Consider the following 16967-nt stretch of genomic DNA (forward strand, 5'->3'; position numbering starts at 1 on the left):
TGGAAGCCTGCGGCGGCTCCTACAGGGGGGGAATTCAGAACTCCTGCTGATGCGCCGGTGCGACCGGTTTTCTCGGCTGGAAGGTATAACCCTCCTGGCCGGAAAGCACCTTGTTTGCTCGCTGGATATCGATGTCCTTTTCCCAGCGGGCGATGGCCACAGTGGCGACGCAATTGCCGATCAGATTAGTCAGCGCCCGGCCGATGCCCATGAACCAGTCCACGGCCAGCACTAGCACCAGACCCACCACCGGGATCGCGGGAATCGCCGTCAGGGTGGCCGCCAGAATCACCAGCGCCGAACCCGGTATACCGTGTGCACCCTTGGAGGTGATCAACGACACCAGCAGAATCGTCAGCAGATCGGTCAAGGCCAGCGGTGTGCCGGTGGCATTGGCGATGAACACGATGGCCAGCGTCAGGTAGATCGAAAAGCCGTCGAGGTTGAACGAGTAACCGGTAGGAATCACCAGCCCGACCGTCGAGCTGCCGATGCCCAGATGCTCAAGCTTGCGCATGATTTGTGGCAGCACGGCGTCGGACGATGCGGTGCCCATGACGATCATCAGTTCTTCGCGCAGGTACTTGAGCAACGGCCACATCTTCAAGCCGGAAAGGCGCATCACCAGGCCGAGAACCAGCGCCACAAAGGCCACACAGGTCAGGTAAAACAAGCCGACCAGGCTACCCAGATGCTGTAGCGAATCCAGGCCATATTTACTGGTGGTGAAAGCGATGGCGCCGAACACGCCGATCGGCGCCAAGCGCACGATCATGCCCATGATGCGGAAGATCACATGGCTCAGTTCGTTGATTAATCGCGAAATGCCTGAAGCCGCCTCGCCCACCAGGTTCAGCGCGCTGCCGAACAGCACGGAAAACAGCAGGACTTGCAGGATATTGTTGTCGGCGAAAGCACCAATCACCGACGTCGGGATCAAGTCCATCAGGAACTGTGTGGTGGTGTGCATGTGCTGACCGCGCTGGGCGATGTCGCCCATGTCGGCGGCGGAGAGCTGGTCCAGATGAATGTTCGCGCCGCTGCCGATCCCGGTGCTGAAGGCGAGCACCAGGCCGATCACCAGGGCGATGGTGGTCAGCACTTCGAAGTAGATGACCGATTTCAGGCCGATGCGCCCGACCTTCTTGAGATCGCCCGCACCGCTGATGCCGCTGACCACCACGCAAAACACGATCAGGCCGATGAGCATTTTGATCAGTTTGATGAAACCGTCACCGAGTGGTTTGAGCTGAGCGGAATATTCGGGAAGGGTCAGCCCGCAGACGATGCCGAGCACCAGTCCGAGAACCACTTGGAGGAAGATTGAACGCGAGCACCATCTGAGCATGGGAGGAATCCTGGTCGGTGTCCTGGCTGCCGTACGCTGTGCGCATCAGATTCAGGACTTAATTATTGTGGTCTTACCGGTATGTCCAGTGCGGGCCTAGTCTAGGCGCCATATTTTCCAATCCGCAAGCGAAAAGTGATGAATTGGCATGACCGGTCTGACCAGTTGCGCCTTGATGCCCGAGCTTGAGCGATTGCAGTGGGTAAATGCTCGGATGCGGGATTCGGTAAGGGGACCCGATTGATACCGCGATGGTGAAAGGCGCGTCGGGTTATTCTCCGAGAACAGCCGTTTTGGCCAGAAAAAAACCGGTCAGGGGTTGACCGGTTTTCGAGTTCAGCAAGTGCCGCAATCATTTATGAAGGCGCGGCGCTTACCATGTTCCGACTGTTTTTTTGCGTTACTTCGAGTTAGTGGACTGGCGCACACCGCGCTCAAGGATTTTCAATTCGAAGAATACCAGGCGGCCTCCTCGATCTTTCAGGTCTGTCAGTGTCGGAAAGTTAGGTTCGTCGCCATAGGTATGAACTTCCCTGCGTTGTGGTCCGGTATGGAGACGGATTTTATTGAGTGCTTCCGGCAAGTTATCAAGTTTTACACTGTCGCCCGCGCCATTGATGATGTGGAAGTAAGTTGGATCAGTGCCCTCGAACACGGTCAAATTGCGAAGTTCGCCTTCCATGCTCGCGGAATTAACGAATTGCCCATTTTCATCTGCAACCTTGATGGTGTAGACGCCATCGTGGTGAGCGAATAGAAAGGTCTCCGGGACGACCTCTTCACCGTAGCTCAACATGTTCTTGACCCGCTCCATCTGCCTGCGAAAGACACCGGACCAGTACTCCGAGATGTCAGGAGCTTCCAGTTTTTTCTGAAGAACTTTACCGGCGAGAGCGACCGGTGTGCCATTAACAAATAATTGTGCTGTAAACGATTGGCTTGCATCCATGTTTTGCATGTCAAAAATCTCTTCCGTAAGGTTTGGTATTCGCAGACTTCATAAATGAATTGCGAAAGTTGCTCACTGATGGGTGGTGAGTTGGAAGAAAGTTAGCATGTAGGTTTTAACTGTGGATTTTGAGTGTATTGCAAAACAATAAAGTTTGCCCGGGTGAACCAGGCTGCAAGGTTTGATTTGTTTCTTGCCAAGAATAGTGTGCATAAAAAAACCGGCACGAGTGCCGGTTTTTATTACTGCTGTTTTAGCGGGCTTATCAAGCGCCGTACACTGGCAGCTTCTTGCAGATAGCCTTGACCTTCTCGCGAACGGCGTCGATCACCGCTTCGTTGTTCAGGTCAGCCAGGATGTCGCAGATCCAGCCAGCCAGTTCCTTGCACTCTGCTTCCTTGAAGCCGCGAGTGGTCACAGCCGGGGTGCCGAAGCGCAGGCCGGAGGTGACGAACGGGGAGCGTGGATCGTTTGGCACGGAGTTCTTGTTCACGGTGATGAACGCTTTGCCCAGAGCGGCGTCGGCGTCTTTACCGGAGATTTCCTGCTTGATCAGCGACAGCAGGAACAGGTGGTTTTCAGTACCGCCGGACACCACGTCGAAACCGCGCTCGATGAACACGCTGGCCATGGCCTGGGCGTTTTTCACCACTTGTTGCTGGTAAGCCTTGAACTCAGGCTGCAGTGCTTCCTTGAAGCAGATCGCCTTGGCAGCGATCACGTGCTCCAGCGGGCCGCCCTGGGCGCCCGGGAATACCGCGGAGTTGAGCTTTTTCTCGATGTCGGCGTTGGCGCGAGCCAGGATCAGGCCGCCACGTGGACCGCGCAGGGTCTTGTGGGTGGTGGTGGTCACGACGTCAGCGAATGGAACCGGGTTCGGGTAGACGCCAGCAGCGACCAGACCGGCCACGTGAGCCATATCGACGAACAGGTAAGCACCTACTTTGTCGGCGATTGCACGGAAGCGCGGGAAGTCGAGGATCTGCGAGTAGGCAGAGAAACCAGCCACGATCATTTTTGGCTTGTGCTCAACGGCCAGGCGCTCGACTTCGTCGTAGTCGATCAGGCCATTGGCGTCGATGCCGTACTGGATGGCGTTGTACAGCTTGCCCGAAGACGAAACACTGGCGCCGTGGGTCAGGTGACCGCCGTGGGCCAGGCTCATGCCCAGGATGGTGTCACCGGCCGACAGCAGGGCCAGGTAGACCGCGGCGTTGGCTTGGGAGCCAGCGTGTGGCTGAACGTTGGCGTAATCGGCGCCGAACAGTTCTTTGGCGCGGTCGATGGCCAGTTGCTCGACAACGTCGACGTACTCGCAGCCACCGTAGTAGCGCTTGCCCGGGTAGCCTTCGGCGTACTTGTTGGTCAGTACCGAGCCTTGAGCTTCCATCACCGCAGGGCTGGTGTAGTTTTCCGAAGCGATCAGCTCAATGTGCTCTTCCTGGCGCTGAGCTTCTTGCTCCATGGCGGCAAAGAGATCGGCGTCGTACTTGGCAATAGTCAAATCACGGCTGAACATGGCGGTCCTCAAGGATCGGGGGCAGAAAAGGGGGGCATTCTAACCCAATGGGTTTTGGAAGGCATATGAAACGACATCATGTCGCAGACAAGTGGCTTTCATGGGGGGATCAGCGGTGACTGCACATCAGTCGAACATGAACAGCGCATCATTGCTGAATTGCACTTCGAATGCGTTGGCCGGCATCGGTCGGCCAAACAGATAGCCTTGAACCTCGTCGCAACCGTGTTCGCGCAGGAAATCCAGTTGCTCATGGGTTTCCACGCCCTCGGCGATCACCGCCAGATTGAGGCTGTGGGCCATGGCGATAATGGCGCGGGCAATCTGCGCGTCCTGCTCGCCGGAGGGCAGGCCATCGACGAAAGTGCGGTCGATTTTCAGCACGTCGATCGGGAACTGCTTGAGGTAATTGAGCGATGAATAACCGGTGCCGAAGTCGTCGACCGCAATACTCAGGCCAAGATTCTTCAGGCCGTCGAGGATCTGCATGGCCTCGCTGACTTCGCGCATCAGGATACTTTCGGTCAACTCCAGCTCCAGGCACGCCGGCGGCAGGCCGGTTTCCTTGAGAATGGTGGCGATCCGCGTGCCGAGCTGGCCGTCGGAGAATTGTCGCGCCGAAATGTTCACCGACACCTTCGGCACGCGCACTTTCGCCTGATGCCAGGTCTTGAGTTGTCGGCAGGCCTCGCTGATCACCCAGTCCCCCACATCCACCACCAGCCCGAGCTCTTCAAGCACGGGAATGAAATCCCCCGGCGGCACCAGGCCACGGCGCGGATGACGCCAACGCAGCAGGGCTTCAGCGCCAGTCAAACGTTTGCCATCGCCGCTGAACTGCGGCTGGTAATACAGCACGAATTCGTTCTGTTCCAGGGCGTGGCGCAGGTCGCTTTCCAGCTCCAGACGCTCCAGGGCGCTGGCGTTCATGTCCGCCTGATAGAACTGGAAGTTGTTCTTGCCGCGCTCCTTGGCGTGGTACATCGCCGTGTCGGCGTTCTTCATCAGTTGGCTGAGCTCGTTGCCGTCCTGCGGGCTCAGGGCGATGCCGATACTGGCCGTGACAAAGAATTCGCGGCCTTCGAGCACGAACGGTTTCACCAGGCTGGCAAGAATCTGTTCGGCCACGTGAATGGCCCGGTTCAAGGCAATCTCGCGGTTGGCGCGCGGTTGCAGCAGCAGGGTGAACTCGTCACCGCCCATGCGCGCCACGGTGTCGTCATCGTCGACGCAACCGAGCAGGCGCGTGGCCATTTCCTTGAGCATGCGATCGCCGGCGGCGTGGCCCAGGGAGTCGTTGATCGGTTTGAAACGGTCGAGGTCGAGGAACATCAGCACCACCCAGGACTTCTGCCGTTCGGCGGCCTGCAGCGCCGTGTGCAAACGATCCTGGAACAGGGTTCGATTGGGCAGGTGCGTCAGCGCGTCGTAATAGGCGAGGCGATGAATCCGCTGCTCGCTGGCTTTACGCTCGCTGATGTCGCTGAAGAAGCACACATAACTGGCGAGGTCGCCTTCGTCGTCCAGCACCGCGGTGATGCCGACCCACGCCGGGTAATGTTCACCGTTGCGGCGCCGCAACCACACTTCGCCTTCCCAGGTGCTGTGCTGATTGAGCTGCTTGAGCACATAACGCAGGTGGGCTTCCTGCTGCTCGTCGACGGTCAGCATGCTCGGCAACTGGTCGAGCACTTGCTCCACCGCATAACCGCTGACTCGGCTGAAGGCCTCGTTGGCCTGAACGATGTAGCCGGCCGGGTCGGTGATCAGGATCGCCGAGGTCGAGTGCTCGAATACCGTGGCGGCCATGCGCAGGTCTTTTTCGGCGCGGCGTTGCTGGCTGATATCGCGTCCGACACCGAGCACGCCTTCGAAGGCGCCGTGCTCGTCCCAGACCAGCACCAGGCGCAACTCGATCGGGATCTTGCGGCCGTCGGCCCGCAGGCAGTCGAACAGGAACAATTGGGTCTGTACCTGATTGCGCAACAGGGCCAGCTGGTCGGGCTGGTCCAGCGCTTTGCCGACCCGTTCCATCAGGCTGTAGATACCGGTCAGTTGTTGAGGGTTGGCGATGGTCGATTGCCAGCCGTTCTGGAAAATCCACTCGGCGTCGTAGCCCAGTACGGCTTGCACCGACGGGCTGACGTAATTGAGGCTCATGCGGCTGTCGGTGGAGAAGATCACGTCGCTGATGCTCTCGGCGAGCATACGGTAACGCTGTTCGCTGTCGCGCAGGGACTCGCTGGCTTCGATCTGTTCGGTGACGTCCTTGGCCACGCCGATGATGCGAGTCACCTGGTCGTGCTTGTCCCGCGCCAGGGCCTGTTCGCGAATGTCGAAGCGTCGCCATTCGCCGTCGCGATGCCGGAAGCGCAACTGGCATTGCAACAGTTGGCTGTAACCACCCTGACGCTGACTCTGGCGTGAGCGGTGGTAGTAGTCGGCGTCGTCGGGGTGCAGGAGGATTTCCCAGAAGTACTCGCCCATCTGTTGCAGTTCGGCGCGGTTATAGCCGAGGGTCTGCCCCAAGTGATGGTTACTGAAAATCATGCGCTGGCTGATCACGTCCTGGACGTACAGGTGATCGGGCACGGTACGCACGACATCGGACCAAAACCCTTCACGCTCTTGCAGCGACAGCTCGATGAGCTTGCGGCTGGTGATGTCCGTGATGCTCAGGATCACGGCTTTATAGTCGGCCGGGTTCTTCGGCAGGCGCAGCACCAGCCACAGATGTTGGTCGCGGCCTGTGGCGTCCAGCAGTTTGATTTCCAGCTCCAGTTGCTCCTGCTGATTGAGCACTGCTTCGAGCATCTGATTGCCGATGGCGCTGCCATCCACTGGGTTGCCGTTTATCAGCAAGTCCCAGGCCTGCTGGGAGGTGTTGACGTTGAGCAGTTGCAGGGCGACCTGGTTGACTTCGGTAACCCGCAGCGCTTGCAGCAATTGTCGACGTTGTTCCGGAACCGCGAGCCATGCGTGCAGTTGCTCGTTGCTGTGCAGCTGGGCCTTGTCGAAGACGCTTTTCAGGCTGGCCATATCGAGCACACACAGCGCGACGCCGGTACCCTCGAAAATCTCCTGATAGCGGCGGCGGCCTTCATGCAATTGGCGCTGGCGGCGGCGCATGTTCAGCAGAACGATGAACGGCAGCATGGAGAAGGCCAATCCCAACAGGCATTTGCCGATGAAAGCGGGCAACAGCTCTTCGAGCACGCGCTGGCGATCGAACAAACCACGCAGTTGCCAGTCGCTGCTGCTCAAGGGAACGGTCAGCACGCTGTTGGACACGTCGTCCTCGGTCAGGGTGCCGGGATTGACCAGAGGCAGTGATTCGTCACGACTGATGATCTGGTGATTGAAGCGGTTTTCCACCAGCCACAGGGGGCGGTCGCCCGCTTCATTGATGTTGGTCAGGGACGAGAAAAACGTCGGCTTCAGGCGCAAGGCCCAGTAGCCGCGGGTGCTGCCGCTGGCCTGATGCAGCAACAGGTGCACCACGGAGCCATCAATGGCATTGCTGAAATAATGTGGTTGGGCGCGACTGCGCCGAACCAGCTCGGCCAGATAATCGGCATCTTCGCTGTTACTGGCGCTGTCATTGATGATTCTGCCCGAAGGGCTGAGCAAGGCAAGGCTGACCAGGTCCGGCAAGGACCTTTGCACCTTGCGCAGCAGCTCCTGCTGTTCGTCGGCACTTTGCGGCTGTTCGACGATCGGCAGCAGATTCGAGGCAATCTGGGCATTGAGCGCCATGTTCAGACTGACCTGGGCCGCGAGGTCGGCGGTGTGGTCGATGGTGTACTGGCGCTGGATTTTCTGGGTTTCGCGCAACTGATCCAGTAACTGCCAGAACATCAGGGCGAGCAGCATCAGCACCAGTGTCGCGAGCGCGCCTTTCAAGGTGCCGCGCAGGGGTGAACCGGGCGCCGAGGTCGGTGCACGGGTGGTCAGGGGCGGAGGGACGTTGGACAAACTTTAATCCTGCGGTTTGGCTGGACTGGCGCGACGTGCACTATAAGCCGGACGCCCGAAGGGCGGCTAGCATGCCTTGAGTTGTGGCAAAGTGCCAGCCCCGCTCGGCTGGACGGCCTTCCGTCATTCAGGTAGCTTTGCCGGTTACGCGGGAGCGTTCCAGCTCCTAAAATCAGGCTTTTTCAGCGCGCACATATTGATAGCTTTCAATCGGGCGACGCGCACGGCCTGGCCAGGTATCCCCTGCGCCCTAATCATTCATCTGTCACTGACCCTAGGTTCTCCATGGCTCAATACGTATTCACCATGCATCGGCTGGGTAAAGTTGTTCCGCCGAAGCGGGAAATCCTGAAAAACATCTCCCTGTCGTTCTTCCCGGGCGCCAAGATCGGCGTGCTCGGTCTCAACGGTTCGGGTAAATCCACGCTGCTGAAAATCATGGCCGGCGTCGACACCGAGTTCGAGGGCGAAGCCCGTCCGATGCCAGAATTGAACATCGGTTATCTGCCGCAAGAGCCACAACTTGATCCGACCAAGACCGTGCGTGAAGTCGTCGAGGAAGCGGTCAGCGTGATCAAGAACGCCCAGGCGCGCCTGGACGAGGTCTACGCGGCTTACGCCGAAGAAGATGCCGACTTCGACAAACTGGCTGCCGAACAGGCCAAGCTCGAAGCCATCCTGCAGGCCAGCGACGGTCACAACCTTGATCGCCAACTGGAGGTCGCCGCCGACGCACTTCGCCTGCCGGCGTGGGACGCCAAGGTCGAATTCCTCTCCGGTGGTGAAAAGCGTCGCGTGGCCTTGTGCCGCTTGCTGCTCTCTGCTCCGGACATGCTGCTGCTCGACGAACCCACCAACCACCTGGACGCCGATTCGGTAGCCTGGCTGGAGCACTTCCTGCACGACTTCCCGGGCACCGTGGTCGCGATCACGCACGACCGTTACTTCCTGGACAACGTCGCTGGCTGGATTCTGGAACTCGACCGCGGCGCGGGCATTCCTTACGAGGGCAACTATTCGGGCTGGCTGGAAGCCAAGTCCGATCGTCTGGCCGCCGAATCCAAACAGCAGTCGGCTCACGAAAAAGCCATGAAGGAAGAGCTTGAGTGGGTGCGCAAAGGCGCCAAGGCCCGCCAGTCGAAATCCAAGGCTCGTCTGCAACGCTTCGAAGAAATGCAATCGCAGGAATTCCAGAAGCGCAGCGAAACCAACGAGATCTACATCCCGGCCGGTCCACGCCTGGGTGACAAGGTTATCGAGTTCAAGAACGTTACCAAGGGCTACGGCGATCGCGTGTTGATCGACAACCTGTCGTTCTCCATGCCGAAAGGCGCCATCGTCGGCGTGATCGGTGGTAACGGTGCCGGTAAGTCGACCCTGTTCCGCATGCTGATGGGCAAGGAAACACCAGACTCGGGCAGCATCGAAGTCGGCGAAACCGTGCAACTGGCCTGCGTGGACCAGAGCCGCGAAGACCTGGACGGCAGCAAGACCGTGTTCCAGCAGATCTCCGACGGTTCCGACCAGATCCGCATCGGCAACTACGAGATCCCGTCGCGTACCTACGTCGGTCGCTTCAACTTCAAGGGCGGCGATCAGCAGAAGTTCGTCAAGGATCTGTCCGGTGGTGAGCGCGGTCGCTTGCACCTGGCCCTGACCCTGAAGGAGGGCGGCAACGTCCTGCTGCTCGACGAACCGTCCAACGACCTCGACGTTGAAACCCTGCGTTCCCTGGAAGAGGCCCTCCTGGACTTCCCGGGCGCCGCCATTGTGATCTCTCACGATCGGTGGTTCCTTGACCGCGTCGCCACTCACATCCTGGCGTACGAAGACGACTCGCAAGCGGTGTTCTTCGAAGGCAACTACACCGAATACGAAGCCGATCGCAAAAAGCGTCTCGGCGAAGCAGCTGCCCAGCCGCATCGTGTCCGGCACAAGAAACTGGCCTGATTCGGGTTGGTTGCATAAAGAGCGGAGCCTTCGGGCTCCGTTTTTTTATGTGTGTATTCAATGGCACCGAGCCGCGTCTTTCGCGAGCAGGCTCGCTCCCACAGGGTGAACGCATTTCAAAAAGTGGGAGCGAGCCTGCTCTCGAAGCAGAGTTAACTGATGGTGCAAAAGCCGATATTTGAATCCCCATTTGGGTGCGCTATCACCACAAAAACACCATAAATTTATATCCTGCGCACCATTTAATTTCACAAACGCGACATTCTGCTCTGTTCTTGTGCGCGATCCGTTTGTTACAGTCCGGCTCAATCACCTCCAACGACAATAAATTTGCCGAGACTTTTCCATGATCGAATCCGTCGAATCCTTCCTTGCGCGCCTGAAAAAACGCGATCCGGATCAACCCGAGTTTCACCAGGCTGTGGAAGAAGTCCTGCGCAGTCTGTGGCCGTTTCTCGAAGCCCATCCGCACTACCTGACCTCGGGCATCCTGGAGCGAATCTGCGAGCCGGAACGGGCGATCGTGTTTCGGGTTTCATGGGTCGATGATCATGGCAAAGTGCAGGTCAATCGCGGCTTCCGCGTTCAGATGAACAGCGCCATCGGCCCATACAAGGGCGGTTTGCGCTTCCATCCTTCGGTGAACCTCGGCGTGCTGAAATTCCTCGCCTTCGAGCAGACTTTCAAGAACTCGCTGACTTCGTTGCCCATGGGCGGCGGCAAGGGCGGTTCGGACTTCGACCCGAAAGGCAAAAGCGACGCCGAAGTCATGCGCTTCTGCCAGGCCTTCATGAGCGAGCTGTACCGGCACATCGGTGCCGACGTGGACGTGCCGGCCGGTGACATCGGCGTCGGTGCCCGCGAGATCGGTTTCCTGTTCGGGCAGTACAAGCGCCTGAGCAACCAGTTCACCAGCGTACTGACCGGTAAGGGCCCCAGTTACGGCGGCAGCCTGATTCGCCCGGAAGCCACCGGTTTCGGCTGCGTGTACTTTGCCGAAGAAATGCTCAAGCGCCGAGGGCAGGCCGTCGAGGGCAAGCGTGTGGCGATTTCCGGTTCCGGCAATGTCGCGCAATACGCTGCGCGCAAGGTCATGGACCTGGGCGGCAAGGTGATTTCACTGTCGGATTCCGAAGGCACGCTGTACTGCGAAAGCGGTTTGACCGAAGAACAATGGCAAGCGGTGCTGGAGCTGAAAAACCTCCAGCGTGGGCGCATCAGCGAGTTGGCGGGGCGCTTTGGCCTTGAGTTCCTGGCAGGTCAACACCCCTGGGGGCTTAGCTGCGATATCGCGCTGCCATGCGCCACGCAAAACGAACTGGATGCCGAGGCGGCTCGGGCACTGCTGCGCAATGGCTGCATGTGCGTCGCCGAAGGCGCCAATATGCCGACCACGCTGGAAGCGGTCGACCTGTTCATCGAGGCGGGCATTTTGTTCGCGCCGGGCAAGGCGTCCAATGCCGGTGGCGTTGCCGTCAGCGGCCTGGAAATGTCGCAGAACGCCATGCGCCTGCTGTGGACCGGCGGTGAAGTGGACAGCAAGCTGCATGCGATCATGCAATCTATCCACCACGCCTGTGTGCATTACGGCGAAGAGAACGGTCAGGTCAATTACGTCAAGGGCGCGAACATCGCCGGTTTCGTCAAAGTCGCCGATGCCATGCTCGCTCAGGGTGTGGTTTAACCCGGTTCGATGCGGATCACTTCAATCAATTGATCCCCCGCCGGGCGTTGCCAAAGCACTTCATCATTGAGTTGTGCGCTCAGTAGCGCCCGCCACAGTGGCGAGCCCCAATTGATCAGGCCATTAGCGGCATCGGCCTGATCTTCGCCCACCAATTGCACCCGGTGTTCGGTGTCGTGTTCATCGGTGTAGATCATCCAGTTGCCGATCTGCACTTTTTCCGTTTAGGTGGCGATAGCGATGACCTGAGCGCTGCCCAGTCGCTGTTTGAAACTGCGCAGATCCCGTTCGAGGTCACGAGCAGGCTCACTTCTATAGACGTTAGGGGCGTCAGTAGTGATACCACTTCACCTCAAGCATCACTTCATTCTCTGGTGTGGCCCAATGGCTGAACTCACGCTGGGCACTCAGGCGCAGGCCCAGGTTGCGTGACAGCTCCCATTGCTGATTCAAACCGATGGAACGGCGCACTTCGCCATTGGTGAAGAAATCGCCTTTTGCCTCCAGGCTCAAATTGCCCAGCGGGTTTTTCCACAACAGTCCCGTGTTGAAACCCGCTGCTGGAGAAATGAATTCGGCGAAGTCGTTGTTGTGCTCCACGCGCACAGTGCCCAAGGCAAACCCGAGCATGTCGTCGGCCAGTTGCCAGGTACCACCGCCGCCACCATTGACGTGGCTGACCAGGATCTCGTCGTCATGCTTGCCCGGCACCCGCTCCAGGCCGCCGGTGACCTGCCACGACAACGGCTGCAGCAACTCGTTGCGCGGTGTCAGGGATCGAATGGTCGCCAGGTCCAATTGCTGAACCTGCCAGTCATTGCCTTCGTACTGGCGCAGTTTCAGTTGCAGGATTTCGATCTGCGCCCCGAGCGGGAAGCTCTCGGAATTGTCGTTGAGGTCGTGGTAGGCCATGCGCAAACCGTATTCGCCAAAGGCGCGGTCGCCGCGGGTGCCGAGGCCAGCCTGCCAGGTGCGGGATTCGTGGCCATCCTCTGGTAGCCCGGGTTGAGGAATGTCCAGCTCCGGTGCCGGGTTCTGATTGATCGCCCGCAGCAGTTCGAAACTGCGCTGTGCCCGCTGCGGATCGCGCTCCTGGCCGTTGGCGCGATAGCGTTCGAGGCGATAGGCCGCATCGATGATCAACGCTTGGCGGTCGCGGGCCTGAGCCCTGAATTCCGGCGTTTGCAGCTGCTTCTGATCGGCGCTGACTTTCAGCACCCATTGCTGTTCTTCGTCGCTCAATGGTTCAGCGCGGCTAAGGAGTTCGCGCTCGCGGGAAGGGCGGTACTGGATCGACTCCACCAGCCCCGCCTCTTTCACGGCTTTGACCGTGTCGGTGGGAATGGCGGTCAGCGGGAATTGTTCCGTGAGCCGCAGGCTGGGACGCGCTACTTGCAGCAGTTCCAGCAAGCGATAGGAGCAGTTTTCGTCGAAGAAGAAATAATCGAACTGGATCTGTTTCAGCTCCCAGACATGCTCGACCATGCGCGCAGTTTCTTGCTGGGTCAGGTTCAGGCGGTATTCCCACAGGTCGCGGTTTTCCAGGCTGCGATATTCCGAGAGTTTTTCCTGGTACGGCACTAGCGCAAACAGGCCGGGATAACCCCCCATCAAGCCTTTCCAGGCATACAGAATGCTATTGTCCGAACCTTCGATGTAAGCGCCGAAGTTGATGGCGTAACTGAGCAACGAAGTCTTGTCGCTTTGCACATCCGCCTGATCGATACGCAGCAGGGTGTGGCCGAACATCGAGGACGGACTGTTCAGGTATGCGGCGGGGAAGATCATCACCGCACTGTGGGGCGAGACGTCCTTGAACCATTGCTTGAATTCGGCACACTCCAGCTCCGGCAGATCCGCCAGGTTGAGCTGAGCTATGAGCCAGCGGGTGCGCGCCGGATAAACGCATTGCGCGTGCTGTTCGCCTGCGCTGGCGGACGCGTACAGCGCTTGCACGGTGGCCGCCAGTTCACGGTCCGGGTGTTCGTTGCCATCGGCGGCCAGGAAGAATTTTTTATCGCTGACATAGCTTCGCCAGCCGCCAAGCTTGGCGGTTTCGTAATGGCCCAGCGAAATCCAGAAGGGGTCGTTGGCCAGTTGCTGCAAACGTTGATTGTCGATAATTGGCGCGGCGGACAGCGGGGCGCAGACACAGAGCGCCAGCCAGGCAAGGCGTTTGAGCATAGTCGGCAACTTAAGTCGAAAAAAATAAAGACCCGGTACGGACACAGCGTCGTTGCAGGCGCCAGCAAGCCGGCTCCTGCAGTTCGACGATATGGCCGAAAGTCGAAAAAATAAAACCCGCCTCCCGAAGGAAGCGGGGGCGGTCGAGCTTAAGCCTGAGTTGCGTACTTGGCCAGACGAGGATCGCTCTTCAGAACGGCCAGCGTGTTGGTATGCACATCTTCTGCGGTCACGTCAGCCTTGCTGAAGATCTGCTGGAAGTGCTCGTGAGTGACGGCGGCGAAGTGCGCACGGTCTTCCGGCGCCACGCCCAATACCACGGCGTAGGTGGTCAGCGCTTCGCCCTGACCCTTGGCCATGTCTTCGGACAGCTCGTTCATCATGCCATTCATGGCAAACCAGGATTTGCCGCCATAGGTCAGCGACGCGTTGGTCGAGCAACCGTTGGTACCGGAAGTCATACCGAAGGTCGCGTTGCCGGAGGTGCCGTTGGTGGTGGATGCCAGGAAGTGAGCCGGGGTGCCACGCTGACCTTCGAACAGCATGTTGCCCCAACCGCAATCCGGGCCGCCTGGCGCCTGAGCCATGGCGTTGATGGATACAGCGGTGAAGAGAGTACCGAGAAGAATCCGTTTCATAGCTTTTTTCTCTTTATGTGCAAACCAATGGACAAGGGATCTGGCCCGTTCCGGTGCCAGTGGGCCGGTTATTAGTCCAGCCGCGCAGTTTGGAGTTTAGGCACGATCGCGCGGTTCCGTGATTTTTTGCAAAACATTCGTTGAAAACAGTGATTTGACGCCCGCCCGCCGTGGCGCACCGACTTGTCTATGCTTTGGCCTTAGGCGCTCCTTGCCAGTCAGGCACAGGCAGCGCCAGAATGCCGCTATCTGCCCCGCCTGATGTAAGGAAGCCCGATGCCTGATCCTGTTGCTGCCAGCTTGCGTCTAGCGCCCGAAGCGCTGACCCGTCCGTTTTCCGCTGAACAGTTCAGCTTCTCTACCACTAATGATCTGGAGCCCTTTCGCGGTGTGCTTGGCCAGGAACGTGCGGTCGAAGCCTTGCAGTTCGGTGTGGCCATGCCACGCCCCGGTTACAACGTATTTGTCATGGGCGAACCCGGCACTGGCCGGTTCTCGTTCGTCAAACGCTACCTGAAGGCCGAAGGCAAACGCCTGCAGACCCCGGCGGACTGGGTCTACGTCAATAACTTCGATGAGCCGCGCGAACCGCGTGCCCTGGAACTGCCTTCGGGCACCGCCGGTGCGTTCATAGGTGACATCAACGGTTTGATCGATAACCTGCTGGCAACCTTCCCGGCGGTGTTCGAGCACCCGTCCTACCAGCAGAAAAAAAGCGCCATCGACCGCAGCTTCAACCAGCGTTACGACAAGGCGCTGGATGTAATCGAGCGCCTGGCCCTGGAAAAAGAAGTCGCGCTGTACCGCGATGCCAGCAACATTGCCTTCACGCCGATGCTCGAAGGCAAGGCGCTGGACGAAGCGGAATTCGCCCAATTGCCCGAAGCCGAGCGCGAACGTTTCCACGAGGATATCTCCAACCTCGAAGAACGCCTGAACGAGGAACTCGCCAGCCTGCCGCAATGGAAGCGCGAATCAAGCAATCAATTGCGCCAGCTCAACGAAGAAACCATCACCCTGGCGTTGCAGCCGCTGCTGTCGCCGTTGTCGGAGAAGTACGCCGAGAACGCCGCCGTGTGCGGTTACCTGCAAGCGATGCAGGTGTATCTGCTCAAGACCGTGGTCGAGCAACTGGTCGACGACAGCAAGACCGATGCGGTTGCGCGCAAGCTGCTGGAGGAGCAATACGCGCCTAGCCTGGTGGTCGGTCATCCGTTCAGCGGCGGTGCGCCAGTGGTCTTCGAGCCGCACCCGACTTACGAAAATCTGTTCGGCCGCATCGAGTACACCACCGATCAGGGCGCGCTCTACACCACGTATCGCCAGTTGCGTCCGGGTGCGTTGCACCGCGCCAACGGCGGCTTCCTGATCCTTGAAGCGGAAAAAATGCTCAGTGAACCGTTCGTGTGGGACGCGCTGAAACGCGCCCTGCAATCGCGCAAGCTGAAAATGGAATCGCCGCTGGGCGAGATGGGCCGCTTCGCCACCGTCACGTTGAATCCGCAGCACATTCCGTTGCAGGTCAAAGTCGTCATCATCGGTGCCCGTTCGCTCTATTACACGCTGCAGGACCTCGATCCGGACTTCCAGGAGATGTTCCGCGTCCTGGTGGATTTCGACGAAGACATCCCGATGGTTGACGAGAGCCTGGAGCAGTTCGCCCAGTTGCTCAAAACCCGTACTTCCGAAGAAGGCATGGCGCCGCTGACCGCCGATGCGGTGGCGCGTCTGGCAACCTACAGCGCGCGTCTGGCCGAGCATCAGGGGCGCCTGTCCGCGCGTATCGGTGATTTGTTCCAACTGGTCAGCGAGGCGGATTTCATTCGCCATCTGGCCGGCGATGAAATGACCGACGCCGGGCACATCGAGCGTGCGCTCAAGGCCAAGGCGACACGCACCGGACGTGTGTCGGCGCGGATTCTCGATGACATGCTGGCCGGGATCATCCTGATCGACACCGATGGCGCGGCAGTCGGCAAGTGCAACGGTTTGACGGTGCTGGAAGTCGGCGATTCGGCCTTCGGTGTGCCGGCGCGGATTTCCGCCACGGTCTACCCGGGCGGCAGCGGCATCGTCGACATCGAGCGCGAGGTCAACCTTGGTCAGCCGATCCACTCCAAAGGCGTGATGATCCTCACCGGGTATCTGGGCAGCCGTTACGCCCAGGAGTTCCCGTTGGCGATTTCCGCGAGTATCGCCCTGGAGCAGTCCTACGGTTACGTGGATGGTGACAGTGCGTCACTCGGTGAGGCGTGCACGTTGATTTCGGCCTTGTCGAAAACCCCGCTCAAGCAATGCTTCGCGATCACCGGGTCGATTAACCAGTTTGGTGAAGTGCAGGCCGTGGGAGGGGTCAACGAGAAAATCGAGGGCTTCTTCCGTCTGTGCGAAGCCCGTGGGTTGACGGGTGAGCAGGGGGCGATCATTCCTCAAGCCAACGTCGCCACGCTGATGCTTGATGAAAAAGTCTTGGCGGCGGTGCGTGCCGGTCAGTTCCACGTTTATGCGGTACGCCAGGCCGATGAGGCGCTGAGCCTGCTGGTCGGCGAGCCTGCGGGTGAGCCGGACGAGAACGGCGAATTCCCTGAGGGCAGCGTTAACGCACGGGTGGTTGAGCGTTTGCGGGTCATTGCGGAGATGATCAGCGAGGACGATCTGAAAGAAGCCGAGAAGGAAATGGCGGTCGAGGCGCTGGTGGAAGCCAAGCCGGCTTGATCCAA

At 59.2% G+C, this 16967-nt stretch carries 9 protein-coding genes and 1 pseudogene; 3 read left to right on the plus strand and 7 right to left on the minus strand.

Annotated elements, in window-relative coordinates:
- Positions 1-34 precede the first annotated feature (34 nt).
- The 4 genes from BVK86_RS21640 to BVK86_RS21655 form a co-directional block, all read right to left on the minus strand.
- The gene (locus tag BVK86_RS21640; RefSeq protein WP_075948372.1) at positions 35-1348 is read right to left on the minus strand and encodes a C4-dicarboxylate transporter DctA; all 1314 of its coding nucleotides are present in this window, start codon (positions 1346-1348) and stop codon (positions 35-37) included.
- 400 nt (positions 1349-1748) lie between these two features.
- Positions 1749-2306: a hypothetical protein gene (locus tag BVK86_RS21645; RefSeq protein ID WP_075948373.1), complete on the minus strand. Its 558-nt coding sequence runs from the start codon at positions 2304-2306 to the stop codon at positions 1749-1751.
- Positions 2307-2562: 256 nt separating this feature from the next.
- On the minus strand, positions 2563-3816 hold the full coding sequence (gene glyA / locus BVK86_RS21650; RefSeq protein WP_075948374.1) for a serine hydroxymethyltransferase: 1254 nt from the start codon (positions 3814-3816) through the stop codon (positions 2563-2565).
- Between the two features lie 126 nt (positions 3817-3942).
- Positions 3943-7791 (minus strand): bifunctional diguanylate cyclase/phosphodiesterase, encoded by a 3849-nt coding sequence (locus tag BVK86_RS21655; RefSeq protein WP_075948375.1) that lies wholly within the window; start codon positions 7789-7791, stop codon positions 3943-3945.
- Between the two features lie 285 nt (positions 7792-8076).
- Between BVK86_RS21655 and ettA the strand changes: the two genes are divergently transcribed.
- Together ettA and gdhA are read left to right on the plus strand one after the other, a co-directional pair.
- A complete protein-coding gene (gene ettA, locus BVK86_RS21660) occupies positions 8077-9741 on the plus strand; it encodes an energy-dependent translational throttle protein EttA (RefSeq protein WP_075948376.1) in 1665 nt (554 codons plus the stop codon).
- A 346-nt stretch (positions 9742-10087) separates the two neighbouring features.
- Positions 10088-11425: an NADP-specific glutamate dehydrogenase gene (gdhA, locus tag BVK86_RS21665; RefSeq protein WP_075948378.1), complete on the plus strand. Its 1338-nt coding sequence runs from the start codon at positions 10088-10090 to the stop codon at positions 11423-11425.
- Here gdhA and BVK86_RS21670 read toward each other — a convergent pair.
- The 3 genes and pseudogenes from BVK86_RS21670 to BVK86_RS21680 form a co-directional block, all read right to left on the minus strand.
- Positions 11422-11721 (minus strand): annotated as a pseudogene (locus BVK86_RS21670) (GreA/GreB family elongation factor); the annotation flags it as partial. The gene gdhA and the pseudogene BVK86_RS21670 sit on opposite strands and share 4 nt — an antisense overlap.
- A 34-nt stretch (positions 11722-11755) precedes the next feature.
- Complete coding sequence (locus BVK86_RS21675) at positions 11756-13609, minus strand: Lnb N-terminal periplasmic domain-containing protein (protein WP_075948379.1); 1854 nt, start codon at positions 13607-13609, stop codon at positions 11756-11758.
- Positions 13610-13758: 149 nt separating this feature from the next.
- Entirely contained in the window at positions 13759-14247 is a 489-nt protein-coding gene (locus tag BVK86_RS21680; protein WP_020798660.1) for a DUF3015 domain-containing protein, read from the minus strand.
- Positions 14248-14523: 276 nt separating this feature from the next.
- On the opposite strand from BVK86_RS21680, the gene BVK86_RS21685 reads away from it, so the two are divergent.
- A complete protein-coding gene (locus BVK86_RS21685; protein WP_075948380.1) occupies positions 14524-16962 on the plus strand; it encodes a Lon protease family protein in 2439 nt (812 codons plus the stop codon).
- Positions 16963-16967: the final 5 nt, after the last annotated feature.

It is taken from the genome of Pseudomonas reinekei, from assembly GCF_001945365.1.
GTDB classification, from domain to species: Bacteria; Pseudomonadota; Gammaproteobacteria; order Pseudomonadales; family Pseudomonadaceae; genus Aquipseudomonas; species Aquipseudomonas reinekei.

Bases quoted from the DNA above. Each gene is read 5' to 3' on its own strand.
- glyA (WP_075948374.1), bottom strand. From the start codon at position 3,816: ATGTTCAGCCGTGATTTGACTATTGCCAAGTACGACGCCGATCTCTTT.
- BVK86_RS21680 (WP_020798660.1), bottom strand. From the start codon at position 14,247: ATGAAACGGATTCTTCTCGGTACTCTCTTCACCGCTGTATCCATCAAC.
- BVK86_RS21640 (WP_075948372.1), bottom strand. From the start codon at position 1,348: ATGCTCAGATGGTGCTCGCGTTCAATCTTCCTCCAAGTGGTTCTCGGA.
- BVK86_RS21685 (WP_075948380.1), top strand. From the start codon at position 14,524: ATGCCTGATCCTGTTGCTGCCAGCTTGCGTCTAGCGCCCGAAGCGCTG.
- ettA (WP_075948376.1), top strand. From the start codon at position 8,077: ATGGCTCAATACGTATTCACCATGCATCGGCTGGGTAAAGTTGTTCCG.
- BVK86_RS21645 (WP_075948373.1), bottom strand. From the start codon at position 2,306: ATGCAAAACATGGATGCAAGCCAATCGTTTACAGCACAATTATTTGTT.
- gdhA (WP_075948378.1), top strand. From the start codon at position 10,088: ATGATCGAATCCGTCGAATCCTTCCTTGCGCGCCTGAAAAAACGCGAT.
- BVK86_RS21675 (WP_075948379.1), bottom strand. From the start codon at position 13,609: ATGCTCAAACGCCTTGCCTGGCTGGCGCTCTGTGTCTGCGCCCCGCTG.